The organism is Rothia sp. LK2492 (genome assembly GCF_040946345.1).
GTDB classification, from domain to species: domain Bacteria; phylum Actinomycetota; class Actinomycetes; order Actinomycetales; family Micrococcaceae; genus Rothia; species Rothia endophytica.
The window spans coordinates 68,657-92,303 of the sequence record NZ_JAYWLX010000008.1; the positions used below are offsets into that span (position 1 = coordinate 68,657).

20 protein-coding genes are annotated in these 23,647 nt (G+C 56.7%); 14 read left to right on the forward strand and 6 right to left on the reverse strand.

Annotated features, from left to right (window positions below; genetic code table 11):
* Positions 1–153 precede the first annotated feature (153 nt).
* The 7 genes from VVR27_RS09275 to VVR27_RS09305 all read left to right on the forward strand — a co-directional run bounded on the left by VVR27_RS09275 (position 154) and on the right by VVR27_RS09305 (position 8,952).
* Positions 154–1,767: a type I-E CRISPR-associated protein Cse1/CasA gene (locus VVR27_RS09275; RefSeq protein WP_368548087.1), complete on the forward strand. Its 1,614-nt coding sequence runs from the start codon at positions 154–156 to the stop codon at positions 1,765–1,767.
* On the forward strand, positions 1,767–2,390 hold the full coding sequence (casB, locus tag VVR27_RS09280) for a type I-E CRISPR-associated protein Cse2/CasB (protein ID WP_368548088.1): 624 nt from the start codon (positions 1,767–1,769) through the stop codon (positions 2,388–2,390). The genes VVR27_RS09275 and casB overlap by 1 nt, the downstream gene beginning before the upstream one ends.
* Positions 2,391–2,399: 9 nt before the next feature.
* Positions 2,400–3,452 carry a type I-E CRISPR-associated protein Cas7/Cse4/CasC gene (gene cas7e / locus VVR27_RS09285; protein WP_368548089.1) on the forward strand — a complete coding sequence of 351 codons (1,053 nt, stop codon included), beginning with the start codon at positions 2,400–2,402 and terminating at the stop codon, positions 3,450–3,452.
* Positions 3,437–4,168, forward strand: a complete 732-nt coding sequence (gene cas5e, locus VVR27_RS09290; protein ID WP_368548090.1) for a type I-E CRISPR-associated protein Cas5/CasD — start codon at positions 3,437–3,439, stop codon at positions 4,166–4,168. The genes cas7e and cas5e overlap by 16 nt, the downstream gene beginning before the upstream one ends.
* Before the next feature lie 83 nt (positions 4,169–4,251).
* Entirely contained in the window at positions 4,252–7,065 is a 2,814-nt protein-coding gene (locus tag VVR27_RS09295) for a GNAT family N-acetyltransferase (RefSeq protein ID WP_368548091.1), read from the forward strand.
* Positions 7,066–7,132: 67 nt separating this feature from the next.
* Positions 7,133–7,723, forward strand: a complete 591-nt coding sequence (locus VVR27_RS09300) for a DUF5998 family protein (RefSeq protein WP_346871692.1) — start codon at positions 7,133–7,135, stop codon at positions 7,721–7,723.
* Positions 7,724–7,728: 5 nt separating this feature from the next.
* The gene (locus tag VVR27_RS09305) at positions 7,729–8,952 is read left to right on the forward strand and encodes an alkaline phosphatase family protein (protein WP_368548092.1); all 1,224 of its coding nucleotides are present in this window, start codon (positions 7,729–7,731) and stop codon (positions 8,950–8,952) included.
* A 97-nt stretch (positions 8,953–9,049) separates the two neighbouring features.
* Here VVR27_RS09305 and VVR27_RS09310 read toward each other — a convergent pair whose 3' ends face one another.
* Both VVR27_RS09310 and sepH read right to left on the reverse strand, forming a co-directional pair.
* A complete protein-coding gene (locus tag VVR27_RS09310; RefSeq protein WP_368548093.1) occupies positions 9,050–10,030 on the reverse strand; it encodes a hypothetical protein in 981 nt (326 codons plus the stop codon).
* 145 nt (positions 10,031–10,175) lie between these two features.
* Positions 10,176–11,639: a septation protein SepH gene (sepH, locus tag VVR27_RS09315; RefSeq protein ID WP_368548094.1), complete on the reverse strand. Its 1,464-nt coding sequence runs from the start codon at positions 11,637–11,639 to the stop codon at positions 10,176–10,178.
* Between the two features lie 414 nt (positions 11,640–12,053).
* On the opposite strand from sepH, the gene VVR27_RS09320 reads away from it, so the two are divergent.
* Positions 12,054–12,353: a DUF4193 domain-containing protein gene (locus VVR27_RS09320; RefSeq protein WP_251379850.1), complete on the forward strand. Its 300-nt coding sequence runs from the start codon at positions 12,054–12,056 to the stop codon at positions 12,351–12,353.
* 76 nt (positions 12,354–12,429) lie between these two features.
* Here VVR27_RS09320 and VVR27_RS09325 read toward each other — a convergent pair whose 3' ends face one another.
* Positions 12,430–12,897: a DUF3093 domain-containing protein gene (locus VVR27_RS09325; protein ID WP_368548095.1), complete on the reverse strand. Its 468-nt coding sequence runs from the start codon at positions 12,895–12,897 to the stop codon at positions 12,430–12,432.
* A 184-nt stretch (positions 12,898–13,081) separates the two neighbouring features.
* Here VVR27_RS09325 and dut point away from each other — a divergent pair, with 184 nt between their 5' ends.
* The 3 genes from dut to VVR27_RS09340 are packed head-to-tail and all read left to right on the forward strand — an operon-like array spanning position 13,082 to position 14,867.
* Positions 13,082–13,528 (forward strand): dUTP diphosphatase, encoded by a 447-nt coding sequence (gene dut / locus VVR27_RS09330; protein WP_368548096.1) that lies wholly within the window; start codon positions 13,082–13,084, stop codon positions 13,526–13,528.
* A gap of 41 nt (positions 13,529–13,569) precedes the next feature.
* Positions 13,570–14,343 (forward strand): DUF3710 domain-containing protein, encoded by a 774-nt coding sequence (locus VVR27_RS09335; RefSeq protein ID WP_368548097.1) that lies wholly within the window; start codon positions 13,570–13,572, stop codon positions 14,341–14,343.
* 5 nt (positions 14,344–14,348) lie between these two features.
* On the forward strand, positions 14,349–14,867 hold the full coding sequence (locus tag VVR27_RS09340) for an asparaginase (protein WP_368548098.1): 519 nt from the start codon (positions 14,349–14,351) through the stop codon (positions 14,865–14,867).
* Between the two features lie 6 nt (positions 14,868–14,873).
* Here the strand turns inward: VVR27_RS09340 and VVR27_RS09345 are convergent, their stop codons facing one another.
* Together VVR27_RS09345 and VVR27_RS09350 are read right to left on the reverse strand one after the other, a co-directional pair.
* Positions 14,874–15,527: a TrkA family potassium uptake protein gene (locus tag VVR27_RS09345; protein WP_368548099.1), complete on the reverse strand. Its 654-nt coding sequence runs from the start codon at positions 15,525–15,527 to the stop codon at positions 14,874–14,876.
* A complete protein-coding gene (locus tag VVR27_RS09350) occupies positions 15,518–16,210 on the reverse strand; it encodes a TrkA family potassium uptake protein (RefSeq protein ID WP_368548100.1) in 693 nt (230 codons plus the stop codon). The genes VVR27_RS09345 and VVR27_RS09350 overlap by 10 nt, the downstream gene beginning before the upstream one ends.
* 153 nt (positions 16,211–16,363) lie before the next feature.
* Here VVR27_RS09350 and VVR27_RS09355 point away from each other — a divergent pair, with 153 nt between their 5' ends.
* The 3 genes from VVR27_RS09355 (at position 16,364) to acnA (ending at position 22,926) form a co-directional block, all read left to right on the forward strand.
* Positions 16,364–18,328 (forward strand): APC family permease, encoded by a 1,965-nt coding sequence (locus tag VVR27_RS09355; protein WP_368548101.1) that lies wholly within the window; start codon positions 16,364–16,366, stop codon positions 18,326–18,328.
* A 51-nt stretch (positions 18,329–18,379) separates the two neighbouring features.
* Positions 18,380–19,870, forward strand: coding sequence for a class I SAM-dependent RNA methyltransferase (locus VVR27_RS09360; RefSeq protein ID WP_368548102.1), 1,491 nt, complete (start codon positions 18,380–18,382; stop codon positions 19,868–19,870).
* A 380-nt stretch (positions 19,871–20,250) separates the two neighbouring features.
* Positions 20,251–22,926: an aconitate hydratase AcnA gene (gene acnA, locus VVR27_RS09365; RefSeq protein ID WP_368548103.1), complete on the forward strand. Its 2,676-nt coding sequence runs from the start codon at positions 20,251–20,253 to the stop codon at positions 22,924–22,926.
* Between the two features lie 87 nt (positions 22,927–23,013).
* On the opposite strand, the gene VVR27_RS09370 is transcribed toward acnA, so the two are convergent.
* On the reverse strand, positions 23,014–23,631 hold the full coding sequence (locus VVR27_RS09370; RefSeq protein ID WP_346871705.1) for a mismatch-specific DNA-glycosylase: 618 nt from the start codon (positions 23,629–23,631) through the stop codon (positions 23,014–23,016).
* Positions 23,632–23,647: the final 16 nt, after the last annotated feature.

Below are 23,647 nucleotides of genomic sequence, written 5' to 3' on the forward strand. Positions count from 1 at the left end.
TGGCGAGAGGGCATATTGGAGCTTTCCCCGCGTTAGCGGGGGTACTTTCAATCCCTATGCTACTGAGATAGTCCTAAAAAAACAACAATTAAAGACTGGCGTGAAGGAATAGGTTGATGATAGTCTTTTGACTAGGTTGCAAAGGAGGCAATGATGGCTAATGCGCTTACCGAGATACCCTGGATTCGCGCCCTTGATGAATCTGGAGTGTCACACCTCACTTTAGTGGATGTTTTGAAACGTTCGCATGAGGCGGGGTTCTTTCTTGATAAAAATGTGCCAGGTTACGTCTTTGGGGCGCAGTTTAGGCTCTTACGGGATGTTCTAGCTGTGGTTCTACGCTTCCATCCGGATTACCAGCAAGGTGAAGAGCAGGACCTCTCAGAAGACCTCCTAGCCGATGGCGTCCCCGAAATGGCTCTCGAAAAAGGGCTTGAAAAGCTAGCCGCCTGTGCAGATATTTTTTCGGCAACTAACCCATTTCTGCAACGTCCAGTTGCTCCCATGGCTCACCCTAAAGACAGTGCCAGACTGTTGGAGGCCGGCAAGCAACCGGTCAAAAAGTTGCTACCTGCTATGCCCTCTGACCAGGGCGAAGACTTCTGGAACCTCTCGGTAGCGCAAGGGGAAACGCTAGACCTGCCTCAGGCAGTGCTACATCTCGCCATTCATCATCACTACTCCATGGCGGGTAATAATACCTATGATGGTTTCAAATGTGCCATGGGCGCTCCCGGTGTCCGTTTCCTTGGCAAAGGGTTTGCCGCCACTGAGATTTTCTGGGGAGGGGAGAGTTTGCTTGAATCACTGTTGCAAAGCCTCCCTAAGAGCTGGGTAGAAGGTGATGGTTTGCCTGCCTGGTGTGACCGAGAGGGTAAAACAACTCTTCGGTCAGATGGTAGTGAGCACCCCCTCTGGCGCGGGACCTGGAGCTCTAACACGGCTGCCTGTCACTGGGAAGAGGGGCAACTGACCGGCGTCCGTATTGGTGGTGCACCTGATACCTGGTTCTTACCGACCATGGGCACGACGAAAGAAAGCCAGAAAGCCTGGTGGGACCAGCGCAATACCGAAGACCTCATGTATCTCTACATTCCCAATCAGCAGGGCGAACAGAAGGCACAGCGCGTTGACTTCGGTCGCGACGCTACGGACCTAGCTGTTGAATGGGCTGCAGAATCAAAGGTTGAGAAAGCAAAACTTCACAAGGCAGCAGCTTTCTTCTCCAAAGACTACGCTCCGCTGAACTTTATCCGCCACCAGATTGAGGGCACAGCTTCCTCCCCCAGCATTCGCGCCACCCAGGTCTATACCCCTGATCCTCAACGCTGGGTCTTTGATGCAAGCGAAGGGCTACAGGAGCGTATTGTTCAAAGAGCAACCCTGATTAGAGACCTACACAGCCTGGTCTGCTCACCCTTCCGACGTAAAAACGAAAACGACAAAAAGCGTGAGTTAGAAGGTAAAACAGTGGCTGTTTTAGAAACTCTAGAAGACCTAAAAAATGATGCTTCTGCCAGCTTCTGGCGTGAAATTACGCCCGTCTATATCGATCTGATTCACCAAAATACCACTGAAGATGAAGTCATCTCCCAAGACACCAGGGCAGAGACTTTCGCGGCCGCTATACGCGCCTTCGATGTGGTGACCCTTGCCTATAAAAATCAAGACAGAGCCCAGTTTGAATTTGTGCGGGGCAGTCTGGAATCACGCTTACGATGGCGCTTGCGCACCGTAGCAGATACTTCAGAGAAAGAAGGAAGTTAATGAGTGAAAAAGCAGTTCTGCCGTGGGAAACTCTGATGGGCACAGTCAACAGATGGAGGTCAGACAGAGTCTCCTTTACCAGGGAGCTAGCGGCAGTTCGCAAGGGTGCGACGGCTACCACTGAACACTATGCCTACCCCTACATCCTGCCCTATACCCAGGGGCTCCGCAAAGACCAGCAAACGGCTCTTCTACGGTTGGTCGCTATGCTCGCCGAATATCCCGATATTCCCGTTTATAAAAGCTCAGGGCAGAACGGTGTGCGCCCAACCTTTGGCAGATGGTGTTACCAGCTTACCTGCGCACTAGCCGGCAAGAAAGGCGGTGACCAACCCCGTCCTGGTGACTCTGGCGATCTTGTGGGGCAACGCCTAGCCTACCTGCATACTCAAACCTTGGAAGAAGCGATGCAGAGTATCCGCAGACTCCTCTCCCTAGCCAACTCATCAAAGAACGCTCCTGCCTTAGATATTTATGGGCTGGCCCGCCTTGCCCTCTACTGGGGTAACGGTCTCTCACCTCAATCCCAAGAGACCCGCCAGCAGATTCTGCGGGACTACTATTCAGCTTTCATCTACCGTGCCAACGACGACGCTTCCACTACTGACCCTAAAGAAGATTAGGAGACCACCGTGTCAAACCATCTCACCATTAGCATCCTGACCTCCGTACCATATTCCAACCTCAACCGGGACGATAACGGGACCCCCAAACGGGTTACCGTAGGCGGTGCCCTGCGCGCCCTGCACTCTTCTCAATCCGTTAAGCGCGGAATCCGTGTAGCCTACGAAAACAGCTCTTTGGACCGCTCGGTCCGTTCGGGTAACCTGGTCGGGGAGGTCGTGGCGAAGTCGCTGGAGATGAGCCCCGATGCAGATGAAAAGGCAATTACCAAAGTGGCCAAGAATCTGATCGGCACCCTAACTAAGCAAGACAGCTCGGCAGAAGGATCAGAACGTTCGGCCTGGTTGAGCGAAGAAGAAATCACCGCCGCAGCCACCACCGTTCTCAACGGAACCGATGAGGACTTTATGGCAGAGGGTAAGACCGGGTCACTAGCTATCGCTGCTTTTGGGCGTATGTTCGCGAACGCACCTAAGAAGGGTACAGAAGCAGCGCTGAGTGTCTCACCCGGCATCACCACTCACGCCGCCACCATCGAAACGGACTATTTCTCAACAGTGGATGACGTACGTGAACGCAATAGGGATACCGGTGCAACCTTTCTGGGTATCTCCCAGTACACCAATGGTATCTTCTACCGCACCATCAGCATTGACCGTAACCAGCTCAAGGAAAGCTGGAGCGGATTCGACCTCGAAAGCTCAACCGGTAACCTTCGGGACCTCATTACCGCAATTATCTACGGTCTGCCCCGCGGTAAAGAAAACAGCACTGCTCCCTACGTCCAGCCCGCTCTGGTCTTGGCAGAAGAGCAGCAGTACCGTACCGCCTATGACTTTGAGACTCCGGTACCTAATAGCAAGGACGGCGGCTACCTACCCACCAGCATCGAGCGTTTAGCACAGCAGTACGATGCAGCCCGCCGTTTTGACCCCGATAACTTTGGTCCTCTAGAAGCCTTGACCGGTACCTACGCTGACCTCGACGGAAAGTTTGGCAACCTCAAAGCTACCTCTCTCAAAGAATTTGTGGATGCCGTTGTGGAATGGGTCCGCCAGTGACAGATTCCGTATACATCAGACTTGCTGGGCCTCTGCAGTCCTGGGCAGGGGCGACGGTAACGGGCAACATCGTGCGAACGGAAAGTCTGCCGACACCCAGCAGCATGCGAGGACTCTTAGCCGGCGCGCTGGGCTATAAACGCGGCGAATTTCCCGCCTGGTTAGATAAGGTGGAATTTACGGTGCGCGAAGAAAAACGTGTCACCTTCACCGACGATTTTCAGACCATCAACCCTAGAACCGGCGAAGAAAAGTTTCGCCGACGGATGTTGCTTGCTCAGGGCATGAAAGCCTCCAGTGCTAAGAACCTTATCTTTACCCCGGATGCCCAGGGTGGAACCTCCATCGTGAACCGTACCTATCTAGCAGACAGTGAGTTTCTAGTACGTATCACGGCTGAAGGGTACACCGAAGAGATAGACGCAGCTCTGCGCAGCCCGCGCTTCTCAACTTATCTGGGACGTAAGGCGTTTCCGGCGGTTTTTCCCTTCTATCTGGGGGTCGGGAACTCGGAGCTGATTAACCAACTTCCAGCCATTTCCCAGAAGAAGGGTGAGGAACACCGCCGGGTTACCCTTCATGCCTTTGTACAGGATCTGAGCCTCACACCCATTTCCCAGTACGTTCCAGCCGTCCAAGACCGTGATGCTTGGCTAGAAGCTGTAGCAAAGGTTCTGAAACTGCGCAAAACTGTTCGCGCTACAAATTCAAGATAAAATTGAGGATGACCGTTTTGGCTTATAAAACAGGAATGTAAGTCAAAGCGGTCTTCCTCATCTCAGTTGCCCAGGAGGCACCCGTGACTGAAACCAACGATGTTTTCACCCCAGCAGACCCCAACAGCCCCACTACAGCTGAAATCCCTTTTATCTACCCGGCACACTGGGAAGCGGACGTCGTGCTCCGCGACGGCGCGACAGCTCACCTGCGTCCTGTGGTCCCCACCGATCGGGCAGCCCTTGAAAAGATGTACGCGGGCCAGTCAGAACGCACCATTTACCTGCGTTTCTTTGCCCACAAGCCCACCCTCAGCGACAAAGAACTCACCCGTTTCACCACCGTGGATCACAAGGACCGAGTTGCGTTTGTCATCATGCTAGACGGCGAAATGATCGGTATCGGCCGCTACGACCGTGCCACCGACCCCACAGAAGCTGAAGTCGCCTTCATGATTTCAGACGCCCACCAGGGCCGCGGAATCGGCTCCATTCTGCTAGAACACCTCGCCGCTGCCGCCAACGAAAAAGGAATCGAGCGGTTCAGCGCCGAAGTGCTCCCACAGAACCGTAAAATGCTCAACGTCTTCACCGATGCAGGCTACGAGCTAGCCCGCGAATTTGATGATGGCCTGGTGGCCGTGCACTTCAACATTGACCCCACCGACCGCTCCCGCGGTGTGATGGAGGCTCGTGAGCACCGCGCCGAGGCAAAATCAATTGCCGAACTACTGGCCCCCGAAGTGATTGCCGTGATGGGTACGGCGGACGCCTGGGAAACCAACGGCCATAAGGTGATTCGCACCATTCGTGAAGGAGGCTTCACCGGCAAACTTTACGGCTACAACAGCGCCGGGACAGCTGCCGGGGACACCCCTGTCGTTACTGACCTCACCCAGATTGAAGAACGCATTGACCTAGCAATCATTGCTGTGCCCATTACTGAGGTTGCTGCAGCTGTTGAATCCGCAGGTCAGGCCGGAGCCCGCGGCGTCCTGATTTACACCACCGGTTTTGCCGAGGACGGCGCTCGCGGGCGTGCCCGCCAAAAAGCCCTGGTCAAAACTGCCCGTAGTTTTGGTATGAGAGTCATTGGCCCGGCGTCCTTCGGCGTACTCAACAATGATCCTGCGGTGAAACTGGATGCCACCATCAGCACCTACGACCCGGCCCCGGGCGCACTGGGCCTTTTTAGCCAATCCTCAGCCATTGGCGCTATGTTCTCTAACTCTGCTGTACGCCGCAATATCGGGGTTTCCTCCCTGGTTTCAGCGGGTAACCGGGCAGATGTCTCGGGCAACGACATCATGCAGTACTGGGAAGATGACAGCGCCACCAAGGTCTGCGCCCTCTACCTTGAATCTATTGGCAACCCCCGTAAGTTCAGCCGCATCGCTCGCAGGCTTTCGCGCGTCAAACCCGTGCTGGTGGCAAAGAACGCGGTGACCGGGCAGCAGCTACCTCCGGGGCACTCAGGGCGAACCTCCATCGCCCCCACGCAGGCCATCGACGCTATGTTCCGTCAAGCGGGTGTGATTAGCGCCGAGACCTTCGACCAGATCCTCGATATCGCCCAGATTCTGGTCTCCCAACCCCTACCTGCCGGCCGCCGCGTGGCACTGCTCTCCAACGCATCTGCCCTGGGGCAGATCATTGCGGACAAGGCTGGGGAACTAGGCATCGATGTCCGTATCAATGATTCCATGTTGCGCCTGACCGATGAGGGACTAGACGGGCTTGAAGTGCTAGAAGAGGTTGCCACTGGAGCTTTAGAAGCATCAGATATTGATGCGGTCATAGGAGTCTTCCTCACCGGTGAATCCATCGACCCCCGTGACGTTGCTCGGGTGCTCCTACGCGCCTCAGCAGCAACGGGCAAACCGGCAGTTGCCAGTTTCCCGGGCACGGTGACCTTTGAACAGTCGCTACGCGGCATCTGGCAGGATGAAACCGCTAACTACCCAGCACCGGGTCAGACCGAAAGCCAGGGAACCGAACCCACCGGTGAAGAAGCCACCCGTCTCATGCAAACACTGGGTTTGCCCTGCTACGAGTCACCCGGTGCCTCCATCAAATCCCTGGCCGCAGTCATGGACTACGTAGAGTGGCGGGATAAAGAAACTGGTGTAGCTGCCCAACCTGAAGGCGTAAGCCCCAAAGCTGCACTCGCCGAAATTACTGCCCATATGGGGGACGTCACCGGCGAGAATCTGATTGAACTCGATGCAGAATCAACCCGGGCAATTCTGGGCCACTACGGTATTGACCTGCTACCCGAATACGGTTTCTCCACCCCAGAACAAGCACACCGTGCCGTGCAAGAAATTGGTGGCTACCCGGTCGTCCTTAAAACTACCGACCCCTTCCTGCGACACCGCATTGACCTGGGCGGGGTGCGTCTGGGTATCGAAAGCGACGCGGAATTGGAGCGTGAAATCGTTCAGATGCACCGTGCTCTCGAACCCTACGGAACCTTCGATTTGAGTGTTCAAGAGCAGGTTCAAGCCGGGCAGACCGCCGTACTCACTGCTATAGAAGACCCCCTGATGGGGCCGGTTGTATCCTTCGGTATGGCTGGGGACGCCACTAGCCTGCTCGATGACTGGGCCCACCGTGTCCCGCCGCTCACCGAACGCGATGTCTACAAGATGGTGCGCTCACCCAAGGCAGCAGCAAAACTGCTGGGTGAAGCAGACCTACCGGCGGTCCGTATTGACCTGCTCGAAGACCTCTGCGCCCGCGTCGCCCTGCTCAAAGACAACCACCCCGAAATTGCCTACCTGGAGCTCAACCCCATCCTGGTATCTCAGGAAACCATGACCGTGGTAGGTGCCCGGCTCAAACTGGGCAACCCCCAGCAGCGTACCGATTCCGCCCGCAGAACTATGAGCAGTTAGCCCCAAGAACCTACCTGCCCCTAAAATGAAGGGAGTAAGAAACAACCCACCACCTTCAGGAGTAGACGTGAGTGCAGATACCAGCCCGCGCCAGCGCATGATTGCCGATATCCAGAACGCAAGCTTCTACCCGGAGCTGGTGCTCGATACAATCGATGAGGCGCTGGCGGGTCTTGAACCCACCACTCACATGGTGCAAGTAGAAACTCACTTTGACCAGAACGAGGTTCACCGGCACATCACCGCCCTGGTCCTGGCCGGCGAATTTCTACTGGTGGCGCACTTAGATGACCAAAACTTAGATGAACAGGGGCAGCAGGTGGTCGCCCACGTATCGACTGAGACCCTGCACGTCTCAAAAATCTCAACCTTCACGGTTAGCTACGCCTACCCCCAGCCGCAGAGCTACACCCCTGGTGCCCCCGTCAGTGAGGTTTCCATGCTGCTCTGCTGGACCGGCTCCCAGCGTCTTGACCTGCAACCGGCTGAGTGCCCTGACCCGTCCTGCGATGCTGACCACGGGATGACCGGCTTGGCACCCCGAGAGGACATCTTGGTGCGAATTAGCGCGGGGGCCGATGGCGCCCAGCAAACCCAGCAGGCCCGCACCTTTGCCCGGGCTTTGCGAGCTGCCCACCTTCAGGCAGGCAGCAGGTAGGAGATATGAAAGATTTTTGCGGAAACGAACTCCCGGTAGCCCCGCCCTACGGCGCCAACACGGTAGCCGATCTCTTTGAGTCGGCCGGCACGCTCACAGCCCAGGGGAGTTTGACCCCTGAACCCCACCCTATCTACGGAGCTGGGCGGCATGATCTGCTGGGGCTAGCGGGGCGAATCGAAAAAGCCGGCGGCAAGCCCCATACTTACCGCAGTGTCTGCGTAGTCATGGTGGACGGGGTGGGGGAGAGTTTGCTACGGACCTACGGCTCTTATGCGCCCTTCCTCAAAAATGCCACTAGCCTGGGGCCCTTGCACTCGGCGGTTCCCTCAACAACGGTCGCCTCCCTTACTAGCCTGGGCACGTCCTCACCTCCCGGCTATCACGGCATGGCTGGCTACGAACTTAAAAACCCGGAAACCGGGCAAGTGATGAACCAGCTATCAGGCTGGGATAAGACCGTAGACCCACACCTCTGGCAGCCTCACCCCACCGTCTTTGAACGCTACGAAAAACATCTGGACGTTGCCACCGTCTCGCTCAGCAAGTATGCAGGCACCGGCCTCAGCGAAGCGGGTCTACGCGGCGGGCGGTTCGTACACGCCCAGGGCTACGCCGCCCGGACCACCCTGGCCGCCAGCCTGCTCTCATCGCGTAAGCCCTCACTGGTCTACCTCTACTGGGGCGAACTAGATCAAGCCGGGCACAAGTACGGGGCGCACTCCCAGCAGCGGCTAGAGCAGCTGGAAGAACTGAACCTAGCACTCAAGAATCTAGCCAAGCGGCTACCCCCGCACGTCCTCCTTCTAGTCACAGCCGACCACGGCATGGTCGATGTTGAGCCGACCAACCGCTACGACTACTCCCAGGATTCTGCCCTATTAGAAAATATCGAGCTTACCGCTGGTGAACCCCGCATGGTGCAACTGCACCTCAAAGACACCAGCGCCGCCGCTAAAGAAGCAACCATGCAGCGCTGGGCGGACGCCTGGGGTGAGCAAGCCTGGATCATCGACACCGAAGAAGCCTTCAACGGCGGGTACTTTGGTGCGCACATCACCGAAACAGCCCGCGCTCGCATCGGTGAAGTGCTGGTAGCTGCTCGTGAACCGGTGGCTCTCTATGACATGCGCCATTACAAATCCCACGCCCTGAACATGGTAGGTCAGCATGGATCACTCACAGCAGAGGAAACTCAAGTTCCCCTGTTGATGTTGCCTACTGGCTAGAGCAGGGGCACTCTATCACCCAAGTAAACTGCCCGGGGCCCAACGGTTATTCGTTGGGCCTCGGGCAGTTAGAATATCTGGTCCTTTGCAACCGCTTCTAGGGCGTTGGCGTGACCTGTGGCTGAACCGGCGCTTCACTGGTAGGTGCTGCGGTGGCCGCTGGAGGAGCAACCTCTGGAGTACTCGTTTCAGTCGGAAGTGTTGGCGCGGGAGACACGGTGGGCTCAACAGGGGCAGGAGATTCTGTTGGTTCAGGTGAGGGCGTTTCCACCGCGGTTTCTGTGGGCTCCGGTGATTCGGTAGCTTCCTCTGACGGTGTTGGATCTTCAGAGGGTTTTTCTTCAACAATAGCCTCAGTGGCGGGCGCAGGTGGTGCCTCAACCGGTGCATAAGAAATGGTTCCGGGTGCCACCGGGAGCTCTACAGCTGCTTCTTGCTCAGTCACGGTGGGCGCCTCAGTATTGAAGCTCGGCGCCGGAGCGGAGGGGCGTGCTGACTCAATATCAGCGCTGGTCACAGTGGCCGGAGCTGACGGAGAGCTGGGGGGTCCCAGCTCATCAGCTGCGCTATTCATCTCCGGCAGGAAGAGTAGCGCCGCTCCAGCAATTGCGCCCGCCAGAAGCGCTGCTGAACCGAAAAATACTGCTTTGGAGCTGTTCTTTGCCCGAACAGGTTCGGAATAGGCAGATTCCATAGCAAGAGCGGGCACTAAACGATCGCGCTCGGCAGCTTCACGCACTGCGGCGGCTGCCGCGGCAGCGTGGAGCTGAGCGGCACGCTCACCTTCAGCTTCTTTAGCGGCTAAAGCTGCAGCCCTAGCCTCAGCTCGGTCAGCGCGACGCTCTTCGCGGGTCGGCTTTTCAACGATCTCAGCGTGGCGCATCAAACCGGACGTAAGGGATTCATCCTCAGCGTCCACAACGGTTTGCAGTGAGCCGCTATCGGAGGTTACGTACTCATACCCCTGTGCGAGAGGTAAGGGCAGAGTAATGGAGTCAGTTGTATCGGTAGCATCGGAGGGACGCGGCGCGGGACTGAACTCATCTGAGGAGTCTTGAGAATTAGGACGAGACGTCAATGTTTCCTCTGTAGTGTTGGTGCACCCCTGCTTCCCTATCAGTAGGGGTGTGCGAGCAAATGATGTGACTATCATTTTAGCGGGCTTTAAAGCATCTGAGGTGTTTGTGTTTCCTAGCTCTCACCTGTATTTTCTATTAGGCTGATTAGCGCCTCTGATTGCCAAAAATGATGTCATCCCAGCTGGGTACGGAGGTGCGCTTACCTCTCGAGGCGGGCTTAGGCTGAGCAGGCTCCGCTTCAACAGGCTCCTGAGCTGCAGTCTCTTCCTCGCCCTGCTCACCGTGTGAGTCGTCCTGGGCGTTGGTGCCTTCTGTCTTAGACGGTTCTACAGCATCCAGCTGCTCTGCTGGAGCAACGGAGTCAGACGCGGTTTCACCGGCAACTCCTTCATCGATGCCCTCGGTTTCAGCGGCTTCGTGAATTTCGGCTACGCCCTCTTTCGCCCCGGCGTCTTGGAGCTCAGTTGCTTCAAGCTCGGCAACCGGTGCGGTCTCCTGGGCGTCCTGGGAAGGTGTTTCAGCCTCACTCTTGGATACCAGCTGTTCAGAGATTGAGCTATCTGGCTGCTCAGCGGCTGAAGAATCGTCAACCGGTGCGGTCTCCTGGGCGTCCTGGGAAGGTGTGTCAGCCTCACTCTTGGATACCAGCTGTTCAGAGATTGAGCTATCTGGCTGCTCAGCGGCTGAAGAATCGTCAACCTCACCACTTACAGTGGGCACCTCAGCGGGAGTTTCCTCAAGGGGCCGGGAGGTGCGGCGGGCACGCTCCAAAAGATCAGCCAATTTACGCTCACTCGCCGGGTCAAAAGATCGAGCGCCACGGCGAGCCGTCAGCTCATCCAGTAACGCATTTTGCTCACGGTTTTCTGGTACGCGCACAGCGGTCAAACGGGGCGAGGACGCAGGTTCGGGGGTGGGCACAGTTTTGGTCTCTGCTGTTTTCTGCTCCGCTTCGGCGCTGTGTGAGGCTCCGTTCGTTCCCAGGCCGGGGATAGGCCCACCGGTGGTGTGCTCCCGGCCCATGAGGAAGTAGGCAGCTTCATTGGAAGCGTACAAGCTCTGATTAGCGGGGTTGAAGGTCCAGCGGGCGGGAAAATGTACACCGCGGGGCAGTTCATTCTGCACATCGGTAGGGAGCTCTACATCAAGGGTAAGAATCCACTGACCTGACTCCTGCTGCCAGGTAGACCAATCCAGCGGTGCATCACCGAAGGAATAGTGCTGTGAGATGGTCTCATAATGCTGGTCTAGGCTACGTGCAGGGCCTTCGCCACCGGGAGTGGGCGAAATGAGCACAGAGCGGGCAGTACGAATAATGTTGGCGCGCTCAGCGACAATGGGCCACTCGTAGCGGCGTACGCGCTCAGCTTCCCAGCCAGATTCAGCGGCGATTTCTTCAACCGTTGCACCCTGTCGAAATCTAGCCTGAATATCTCGAGGCCCGAAACTTCCCTGACCGCCCGGGCGTGCAGGCGAGATACGGCGAGCCTTAGCAATGCTTTGGCGAAGATTCTGATCTATGGGTAGCAGGTAGGAAGAACCGTTATCGTCATTGAGGACTAGGTTCTCGCCATCGTCGTGAATCCCAGCTAGTTGAAGTTCGAGCACAGGTTTCTCCTTGGCATAGGGGCACGCGGTCATTAGAATCACGCACACTCTTCAATCTTTACAGTTACTTGAAAGATTACAGGGTTGAGTCAGGACAGCCTTTACTTCACTGGCAAACCGGGAGGTATCTTTAGAAAAAACCCTAAAAACCAGGACTTTTTGTATCAACTTGTAGATTAGGTTTAGCTTATCGAAGGGGTGGGGTATGCACTCTCGTGGGGGCACCTTTCGCTGTGAGGAATAAATGATTAGTTTGTATTTGCTTAAAGCTCCTTAATGGTGAACAATTCTACGCGTTACCTCGTATAACTCAGGAGCAGCCGATTAATACTCTGGTTGCACCACCTGTAAGGGGTGCACTACCTACTGTGAAGAGATTGACTGTCTCGCCTCGCACTACACACGGAGAAAACCATGGCAACCGATTACGATGCACCCCGCAAGCAGGACGAAGAAAGCAAGGACCAGTCCTTTGAGGAGCTCAATTCACGACGCTCCGAGATGCAGTCCGGTGCGGTAGATGAGGACGAGAACGCAGCCGCCGAAAGTTTTGAGCTGCCCGGCGCAGATCTTTCTAACGAAGAGCTCAATGTAGTTGTCCTCCCAGCCCAAGATGACGAATTCACCTGTGCCTCTTGCTTCCTGGTCCGCCACCGCTCACAGATCGCCTATGAAGATGGCGATTTGAAGTACTGCATTGAGTGCGAAGGCTAAATCAGCTCCAAGCGATTGACCTATGAAAATGCCCACCGGCTTTAAACCGGTGGGCATTTCCTATGGGGGGATCAGCTTATTCTTCTTCGGGTAGCCCGTCGTTGAGAATCTCAGCAATCCGTTCAGGGTTGCGGGAGGACGCTACCCAGTAGGGGGTAGGGTCAGCCGGGTCTGTGATATCGATGCGAACAACTGATGAAATCCAGCCGCGGAAGCACATGAAAGCCCTACCATCGAGTGCCGGACCGGTGGCTAGGCGGGAATCTTCGCCGCGAAAAGCGTATGCTCGGCCAACATGCTCGCGTTCAATTTGTGCCCTTCCGACGCGTAGGACGCTAGGGGTAACCTCAATAACCGGTGAGGTTGCGAAGAGGACCCAACCCACCACAGCAAACATGACGATTCCGGCGATGATACCGGCGTAGATGTTGATGGGTGCCCCGACCAAGAAGGAGGCTAGGCCTACGCCCACACAGGCAATCCACATGCCGATGCCGGGCGCCAGTCTTTCTCGGTAAAGAACTGCGTTGGGGTTTTCTGCCATGGGTCACGCTTCCGTTATGAGGTCTTTGTAGAGTTTTCTTCTCCAGGGTGCGCTTACCAGTGTACGAGATGTACCTGGGTGACTTCAGCTCTGCCGCTGTAATCCTGGAGAGAACCCGTAAAAGGGGCAAAAACTCCCAGCTCGTTCACATCCCTCGGTGGGGCGAAACAGGTACAGTAATGGGGTGGATAAACAGATTGATGTTCAGATTAAAATACTTGACCCTCAGCTACCTGTGCCTGCTTACGCTAAGGAAGGGGACGCCGGTGCTGACCTACGGGCGCGTATTCCGGTGACATTGGCTCCGGGGGAACGAGCTCTTGTGCCTACCGGGGTTGCCCTTGCACTTCCAGAGGGCTTTGTTGGTCTAGTACACCCTAGATCTGGTCTTGCCGCTAAGCACGGTATCACCATCGTCAACGCTCCGGGCACGGTTGATGCCGGCTATCGCGGTGAACTAATGATCTGCCTGCTTAATACAGATGCTCAAGAAACTTTTGAGGTGGAGCGCGGGGACCGCATTGCCCAGTTAGTGATTCAGCGGTTTGAGACTGCTCGTTTTAAGGTAGTTGATGAATTGCCTGCCTCTACACGAGGTACCAGTGGTTTTGGATCCTCAGGCGTACAGTAGACCCTAGAGGTCTGCTAAAGAAAGGCATATATATGTTTGGAATGGGCAAGAAGAAGAAAGCTGAGCAGAGTGCAGCTGAACTGGCAATAGAGGAGATAAAGGCCCCTTCGGCTGAGGCTGAAAGCGCCCCCCCAGCCGAAAAAAACATCGTTGACGAGCATCCGGTTTTTGACCGCAGTAATGGGCCTTGGGATTCATCAGAGAAAAAAGCCAGTGCTGATTCGTACATCGATCTGGGTGGACTGCTCATTAAAAGCCATCCCGGTCTCAATCTGCGTCTTGAAGCAGATCAGAAGACCCAGCAGGTCATTGCCGTTACTCTCGAGCTCGGAAAGGGGCACCTGCAGGTGCAGGCTTTCGCCGCGCCCAAGAGCGCCGGTATCTGGGACGATATCCGCCACGAGCTGTCTGAAAGTGTTCGCAACCAGGGCGGTCAGGTGGAGATTAACGATGGCCCTCTTGGGCGTCAGCTGATCTCTCGTGTACCTGCCCAAACCGCCGATGGTCGCAAGGGCTTTCGCATCGCCCGGTTTGTGGGTGTAGACGGTCCCCGTTGGTTTGTGCGCGGTGTGTTTTCCGGTGCAGCGGTCTTACCCGGTGAATCGGCTGAGGCGCTTGAAGACGTCTTCCGTTCTATCATTGTTCATCGTGGTTCTGGCCCTATGGCCCCCCGTGACCTTCTGCCGATGCAGGTGCCGCAGAGCATTCAGGACGCTGAAGAGGCGCAAAAAGCCGCTCAGTCTCAGCAGGGTGAAAAAAATCCGGCAGGCCGGGAGATACCCCGCAGAGGCCCCGAAATCACCGAGATCGGTTAAATATCATGACCGAGACCTTTCACTCCCAGCTTCCGACGCGTCTTGAGACCTACCCGCAAAGGTTTCGAGCACGCGTGGCAGGTAGGGTGGAGCGCGTTCATATATCGCACCGCGAGGCTAACCCCCGGTTTGAAGTTATCCTGCTCGTAGAACGATCAAAACCTCTTCCACCTGCTAAAACGCACCCTCTCACCGGTATGCCCATCGCTGAGACGGGGGAGGACCTCGATGATACTGTAGACATCTGCGCTGAGGAAGAGAACACCGGGCGGGCACCGGCCGTAGAGACAGACGCCGGTTTCGGCACCCGATTTAGTGTTATTAAGACTGCACCAAGGGTGCTCTACCCTGACTTTTCCCCTCTGGCACCGGGCATGCGGGTGAGGCTGATTTGGCTGGGGCAACGGCAGGTGCCGGGGATTGTAGCCGGTGGTTATCTGAGGGTTTCGGGTATGCTATCAACGCGCGATGAGCCGGTAATTTACAACCCTCGCTATGAGATTGTGCCCAGTCTTGAAAGTTAGCGTCCTCTAACTAAAGAGGGCTCGCAAATCGTCCTCGCCCTTAGGGGTGGTGACAAAGAAGAGTTCGTCACCGCCATCAATGACATTGTCATTGCTGGGGGCTAGGGGGGAGCCATCGCGCACGATGGCGGTAAGGGCGGTGTCATAGGGCCACTGCACCTGACCAATGGTGTAACCAATGATGGGGTGCTCTGCCGGTACGGTATATTCCACTAGGGTGGCGTTGCCAGAGCGTAGCGTCAGCAGACGAACCACATCGCCCACCTCGACGGCCTCCTCAACCAGGGCCGTCATTAGACGGGGAGTTGAAACGGCAACATCGATGCCCCAGGACTCGTCAAAAAGCCACTCATTTTTGGGGTTGTTCACACGGGCCACCGTTCGTGGCACCCCGAACTCACTGCGGCAGAGCAGCGAAACTACGAGGTTAGTTTTATCGTCGCCTGAAGCCGCAACTACTACATCAGCGTTCTCTGGCTTGGCGTGGCGCAGAACTGACAGCTCACAGGCATCGCCAATCACCCATTGAGCGTTTTGAATCCCGCTGCGTGAAATCGCTTCAGGCTTGAGATCAATAATGGTGACATTGTGGTGGTGGGACAGCAGCTCTTTAGCGCTTGATGAGCCTACCGAACCGGCTCCGATAATAATTACTTCCATGAAAGATCACTTTCGGCGTCGCTGGCGGGGGGCTGGGACAGAATGCGGGCAATATCGTTCATGTCTTCAGTGCCCATCATGGCATGAACTGTATCGCCCTGCTGGTAGGAGGTATCGGGGCCGGGCAAGAGGCCCTCACCGAAGCGCGTGATGTATGCGATGCGCACACCGGCGAAGCGCTCAATATCGGTCAGTGCGTGGCCGGCCCAGGAGTCGTGCAGGTTGAGTTCTCCCAGCAGAAGACGGCCGGAAGCCTCTCTAAAATCACCGGCCATGGCCTGCTCCGGTAGGAGGCGGCGTAGCACCTGGTCAGTAGACCAGCGCACCGCTGCTACGGTTGGAATGCCAAGACGCTGGTAAAACTCCGCGCGGTTAGGGTCATAAATTCGAGCCACCACGTTTTGTACTTTGAAAGTCTCACGGGCGACTCGGGAAGCAATGATGTTGGAATTATCCCCTGAAGAGACAGCGGCAAAAGCGTAGGCCTTCTCAATGCCGGCACGTTTCAGGGTTTCGCGGTCAAACCCCACTCCGGTGACCTTCTGCCCGGCAAACTCTTTGCGCAGACGCCTGAAGGAGCGGTCATCCTGGTCGATGACTGCTACCGTGTGCCCGGCGTCCTCTAAGGTATGGGCAAGCATGACGCCGACTCTGCCGGCTCCCATAATGACGAAGTGGGGCACGTGCGCTCCTTAATCAATCGTGATGGTGACGTGTGGGCGCCAGGCCCGCTACCAGTCTACGCCTTCATCAGCTGAGGAGGACAAGCACAAAATGTGGTGTGTACGGCTGTTATTTACCGGGTGAGGCGACTACGGTTAGAGCCTGTGAAGACTATGAGAAGCAGGGCGTCAGCCCTGGTGCTGGGGGCACCTATTTCAAGCAGGCAGGCTAAGGCCGGAAACCTGCCTAAACGCCGCGCCTTCCCGCTCTTTGGAGCCGATGGCGTCTCTTCTGTAGCCTACGCACCTGATGAAATTATCCTCACCGTGCTCATCGCAGGTCAGATGGCACTTGCCTATTCCCTTTGGGTGGGGCTGGGTGTCGCAACCATTTTGATGTTGGTGATAGGAACCTACCGCTACAACATTCAGCGGGTAGGCGAAAAGGGTGATTTCGCCCTGGTGCAGAAGAATCTGGGCACCGGATTCGCTGTACTTCTGGGAGCAGCAATGATGGTGGACTTTGTGCTCACCGTTGCTGTCTCGCTCTCTTCGGCAACCCAGTATCTTGAATCGCTTCTACCTGCGCTTTACTCGCATCAGCGCCTGGTGGCCTGCTCTCTGATTGCAGTGGTCACTCTGGTGTGTCTACGAGGCATTAATTTCATGTTTAGAGTAGCTCACTGGCCCACCTACATCTTTCTTCTTCTACTGGGTGGGACACTTGTGTTTGGGCTGGCTGCCGATATGGCAGGAACCCTGGGCACGGCGGTATCGGCGGACTACGAAATAGCGCAGCCCACCTCCCCGGAGGAACTGGCTACCGGGGTGGGGCTTCTGGTGTTATTACTGAGAGTTTTCGCCTCGGGGTCTGTTGCAATGACCGGTGTGAACACCATTAGCAATGCCACGCGTGCCTTTGCGCACCCGCGACAGCGCAACGCCGCTCTCACCCTCATGCTAATGGGGTCAGTAACCTCTTTGCTTCTGGTGGGGGTGCTCTACCTGACCTGGCGTACAGGCGCTATTTTTGTGCTTGATCCCGCCCAAACGCTACGGGTTGACGGGCAGAATGTTAGCCCTGACTTCCATCAAACTCCCTTGCTCTTGCAGATTTCAGATACCGTTTTCGCAGCTCATTGGGTTGCCGTGCTCCTGGGGGTCTCAACCGTTGGTGTGCTGGTCGTGGCAGCCATGACCGCCTTTACAGGTTTCCCTATGCTGGCTACTGTGCTGGCGCACCGCCAGTATCTACCCGTTTACCTCTCAGCCCGTGACTCAACAGCGCTCTACGGCAATGGTGTCCTGGTGCTGGGGCTCAGCTCAATGGCACTGGTAGGCGTCGTGGGGCCAGATGTGCACACCCTGGTGCAGATGTACATTGTGGGTGCCTTCACCGCTATGCTGCTCACCCAAGTATCAGTACTCAAGAACAGCTGGCTGGCCCAGCGGATCACCCCCGATACCAAAAAACGCAGACTTATCTGGCGCGACCTCATCATCACATCCATTGGCGTGCTGGCATCGGGCACCGTTTTGACGGTCATTATCCTCACTAAATTCACTCACGGTGCATGGTTCTCCATGCTCCTCATTCTGTTCCTGCTAGGCCTCATGATGAAAATTAACAAGCACTATCAGCGCGTAGATCGCCAATTAGCCCTGCCGCAAACGGAGGCCGAGCTAGCTGAAGCTCGGGCTCTGCCCTCCCGCGTCCACGCCCTGATTTATGTTGAGCGGGTGCGGAAGCCAGTATTGCGGGCGGTCTCTTACGCACGCGCTACTCGGCCCTCATCCATCGAAGCGTTGGTGGTCAATATTGACGAAGAGCGCACGCACCAGAATATCGATGCTTGGCAACAGCTGGGGCTGCCGCTGGACCTCACTGTGCTGGACGCGCCCTACCGCAACCCCGTGGAGGCCGTCATGGACTATGTACGCCGCTCGCGCCAGAAATCACCGCGTGATGTTCTGGTGATTTACCTCCCCGAGTACGTTGTTTCACGGTGGTGGGAGGGTATCTTCCACCGCCGTACCGTGCACCGTCTCAAAGCACAGTTGCGTCACGAGCCAGGAGTGGTGGTTGCCTCAGTGCCCTGGCAAATAGAAAAGGGATCATCGGCTACTGCTTCACAGTAAGCTAGAGAAGAAGAACCGACTGCCCCACCATCAACTGCATTGAGAGATACCGTGACTGAACAGACCCAGCAAAACCAAGCGCCCGAGTTTGAGGTGGGGCAACTCGTGGAGGTAACCCCCGAACGCGCTGCTCACGGTGGCGCTTTCGTTGCCCGCGTCGATGGGCGAGTGGTCTTTGTGCGCCACGGCCTGGTGGGCGAAACCGCTACCGCCCGTATCACCGGGCGAGGCCCCAAGGGACGCTTCTTTTTCGCTGATGTAGTGAACGTAGATGTTCCAGCAATCGCGCGTCGCCCGCACCCTTGGCCTGCGGCAGATTCGCTGGCTCACGACCAGCCTCTGGGCGGTATGGAGTACGGGCATATCGTGCCCACCGTGCAGCGCCGTTACAAAAAACAGGTGGTGACCGAACAGCTGGCCCGGCTGGGCGGCGTACCAGCTGAACATCCCATGCTCACCGATCTGCCTATTCATGCGTTGCCAGAGGCTCCCGGCGCTACCGGTGAGGGGCTGAACTGGCGCACCCGAGCCCACTTCACCGTGGAGCGCGCCACCGGAAAAATTGCTATGTTCCCCCATAACTCCGGCACTCCCGTGCCGGTTGAGTCCTTCCCTCTGGTCGATTCCCGCATCGAAGCACTGGGTCTTGGTCAACTGACTTTCACCGGCGTTAAGCGTCTGGATGTCGCTGTTTCTGCCACGGACATGCTGGCCTTAGTTTTTACCGTTCCAGCCTCTCAGAACATGGTTGAGGTCGCTGATGCTGTTGAAGCTATTTGCCAGGATGCTTGGGGCAATGTTGAAGACCGCCTTACCACCCTCATCTTTACCGTTGAAAAGCAGGCTGGACGCCGCCGCGGTGCTAAACCCGCCGACATTGTGCGCGGTGCTGGCAACGCCGCCCTGCTGGAAACTGCTACCGTTTATGCCCAAGATTTCTACTGGGACGTAGCCGCTAACGGCTTCTGGCAGATTCACCGCTCCGCCCCCGAAACCCTGGGCAACGCCGTGCTTGATATGGCGCGTTTGCGCAAGGGCCAGACCGTCTACGACCTCTACTCTGGCGCCGGTCTTTTCACTGCCATCGCAGCCGACGCTGTGGGGGACCGCGGCACCGTCCTTTCGGTGGAAGGCTCCCCGGTTACCAGCAAAAATGCCGCTGATAACTTTGCGGAGGACGGTCCCTCACGCACCCACCGCTCCGAACGCACCACCGTGCGTGTTGAGCGCGGCGATGTTTCTCGCGTCCTGACCGGGGTCACCGCAGAGGTAAAAGCCGGCAGGTTCCCTGCCCCTGATGTCGTCATCGCTGACCCCTCACGTGAAGGTTGCGGCAAAGCGGTGATGCAACAAATTGCTGATCTGAACCCACCCACCGTGGTCTACGTTGCTTGCGACCCGGCAGCCCTGGGTAGAGATACTGCTTATCTGCGGGCATCTGGCTACCGCCTCATGAGGGTGGAAGCCTTCGATATGTACCCGAATACCCACCACGTGGAAACCCTGGCGGTCTTCACCAAATACTCAGGCAGCCAGCGGTAGAACTAACCCGCAAGGGTTTGCTCACCGGTTACCAATAAGTTGCCTGCCGGCGCTCTCTCCCCACTTCCTTTGAACTTGTTACTGAGGAATGAATGCGCACACGTCATAAAATTGCAACATAATTAGGTCATGTTTTTCTTTCCGAAGTTGCAATCGTGCGGCGGGAGTGCACACTATATCGAATACTGGTCTTAGCTATCTGAAATAAAGACTGTGTCCTGACCTGAAAATATGTGAATAAGGTGACACGGGGTACACTGGTTTCGATAGCTTAGCGTCAGAGTGTCCCTCAAGTGTGCATCACACACGGGCCGGCATCGCAGCCGGTTGGCACCGGGCGGTAGGCGAAGATGAAGACAGTGTCGAGAGGAGTCCCACATATGAGCACTGTGGATAGCTTCGGTTCAAAGGGCGTTTTGAACGTCAACGGAACCGAGTATGAAATTTTCCGTCTAAAGGCAGTTGACGGCTCACAGAAGCTGCCTTATTCACTCAAGGTTTTGCTGGAGAACCTACTGCGCACCGAAGACGGCGCCAACATCACCGAGGGCCATATTAAGGCACTTGCTAACTGGGACGCATCGGCTGAGCCTGATACCGAAATCCAGTTCACTCCTGCCCGCGTTATTATGCAGGACTTCACCGGTGTTCCTTGTGTGGTTGACCTTGCTACCATGCGTGAGGCCGTGAAGGAACTGGGCGGCGATCCCTCAAAGATTAACCCCCTGGCACCTGCTGAACTGGTCATTGACCACTCCGTTCAGATTGATAGCTTCGGTACCTCAGATGCGATCACCCGCAACATGGATATTGAATACCAGCGCAATGGCGAACGCTACAAGTTCCTGCGCTGGGGTCAGACCGCCTTTGACGACTTCAAGGTTGTTCCCCCGGGCATGGGCATCGTGCACCAGGTCAACATTGAATACCTGGCACGCACCATCATGGCCCGCGAGGTTGACGGCGTGCTGCGTGCCTACCCCGATACCGTGGTAGGTACCGACTCTCACACCACCATGGTTAATGGTCTGGGTGTTCTGGGCTGGGGCGTTGGCGGCATTGAGGCCGAGGCAGCTATGCTGGGTCAGTCCGTTTCCATGCTGATTCCCCGCGTGGTTGGCTTCAAGCTCACCGGCACCATCCCCTCCGGCGCTACCGCAACCGACGTGGTGCTCACCATCACCGAAATGTTGCGCGAACACGGCGTTGTGGGCAAGTTCGTTGAATTCTACGGCGAGGGTGTAGGCCAGGTTCCCCTGGCAAACCGCGCAACCATCGGTAACATGAGCCCCGAATTCGGCTCAACCGCTGCCATGTTCCCCATCGACGAAAACACCCTTGAATACCTGCGTCTGACCGGCCGTAGCGAAGATCAGGTTGCTCTGGTTGAGGCTTACACCAAGGAGCAGGGCCTCTGGCACGACCCCAAGGCTGAGGTTGAGTACTCCGAGTACCTGGAACTTGACCTATCCACCGTTGTTCCCTCCATTGCTGGTCCCAAGCGTCCTCAAGACCGCATCCAGGTATCTGACGCTAAGAAGCAGTTCGCTTCGGACATCAAGAACTACGGCGAAGCCGGCAAGTCCGCATCCGTCTCCATGGCAGATGGCCGCGAGTTCGAGTTGAAGAATGGTGCGGTCTCCATCGCATCCATCACCTCCTGCACCAACACCTCCAACCCTTCCGTGATGATGGCAGCGGGCGTGCTGGCACGCAACGCAGCGGCCAAGGGTCTCACCTCTAAGCCCTGGGTCAAGACCTCCATCGCACCGGGTTCAAAGGTTGTTACCGACTACTACGAGGAGGCGGGGCTGCTGCCTGACCTCGAAGCCTTGGGCTTCTACGTCGTGGGCTACGGCTGTGCTACTTGTATCGGTAACTCCGGCCCACTGGAGCCCGAGATTTCAGATGCTATCCAGGACAACGACCTCTCTGTTACCGCCGTTCTCTCCGGCAACCGTAACTTCGAAGGCCGTATCTCACCGGACGTCAAGATGAACTACCTGGCCTCCCCGCCCCTGGTCATCGCCTACGCTTTGGCCGGCACCATGGACTTCGACTTCGAGAAGGAGGCCCTGGGCACCGATGCCGATGGTAACGACGTTTACTTGCGCGACATCTGGCCCGATCCTGCTGAGGTTCAGAAGATCATCGACGAGTCCCTGGACACCGCGATGTACAACAAGGAATACAGCACCATCTTTGACGGTGACGAGCGCTGGCAGGCCCTGGAGACCCCCACCGGCAACACCTTCGAGTGGGATGCCCAGTCCACCTACGTGCGCAAGCCTCCTTACTTCGAGGGCATGAGCATGGACATCACCCCTGTTGAAGACATCAAGGGTGCTCGCGTACTGCTCAAGCTGGGCGATTCGGTGACCACTGACCACATTTCACCTGCTGGTTCTTTCAAGTCAGACACCCCTGCTGGTAAGTACCTGATTGAGAACGGTGTGGAGCGCAAGGACTTCAACTCCTACGGCTCACGTCGCGGTAACCACGAGGTCATGATTCGCGGTACTTTCGCAAACATCCGCATCAAAAACCAGCTGCTGGATGGCGTTGAGGGCGGTTACACCCGTGACTTTACCGCTGGCGGCGAGCAGGCAACTGTTTACGATGCATCTCAGAACTACCAGGCTGCTGGCATCCCGTTGGTCGTTCTGGGCGGTAAGGAATACGGCACCGGCTCATCCCGTGACTGGGCAGCGAAGGGTACCACCCTGCTAGGCGTTAAGGCTGTTATTGCTGAGAGCTTCGAGCGCATCCACCGTTCAAACCTGATCGGTATGGGTGTTGTTCCCCTGCAGTTCCCCGCCGGTGAATCACACGAATCATTGGGTCTGACCGGTACCGAAACCTTCGATATCACAGGTCTGACTGAACTCAATGAGGGCACCACCCCCAAGACTCTGAAGGTCACTGCCACCGCAGAAGACGGTAAGGTCACTGAGTTCGACGCTGTAGTACGCATCGACACCCCGGGTGAAGCTGACTACTACCGCAACGGCGGCATCCTGCAGTACGTGCTGCGCAACCTGGTCCGCGGCTCCTAGTAGCTCGCTGATCAGCTCATAGACCGGTGGGCCCCCTCAGATGATGGGGGCCACCGGTCTATGTTTTCAGGTTCAGTACCACCGGTTTTAGCTCCGGGTAGCCTCCCAAACACGGCGCCATGTATTAGCCAGTGAATCAACGGTTTCGTGAGCGTTGAGCCCGCTGGGCTGAGGCACCACCCACAGCTGAGTAGCCGGGTTCCAACCCTCAATCTGAGAAGTATCTTGCTGCCCCACCTTCGCCTTCCTGTCGCTGAAAGCCTCCCTGTAGGCGGTGATACCGACGACGGCTACCGCTTGGGGTGTGTAGGTGTGGGTGAGCTTTATCAGCCGGGGGAGAGCATCCTGAAGCTCCTGGCGGGTCAACTCATCGGCTCGCGCTGTAGCTCGACCGACCAGGTTGGTAATGCCGATGCCCAGCGCGGCAAGCTGAGCTTCAACCTCATCACTGAGCCCGCGGGAAGCATCCACCCTAGGAGTCACGATGCCAGCACGGTCCAATGAAGGCCAGAACCTGTTGCCAGGAAATGCAAAAGGTGCATTGACTGCCGCCGTCCATAGGCCCGGGTTGATGCCCACAATCAGCAGGCGCAGGGCAGTGCCGGGCAACGGAAGCCTGTCATCAAGGCTACCGTTGATAAATCCTGCTAGCTGATCACGGGTGGGACGTTCGCCGTTAAGAGGTGAGGGGTGTTCTGTGCTCATATACTCACCCTAAACC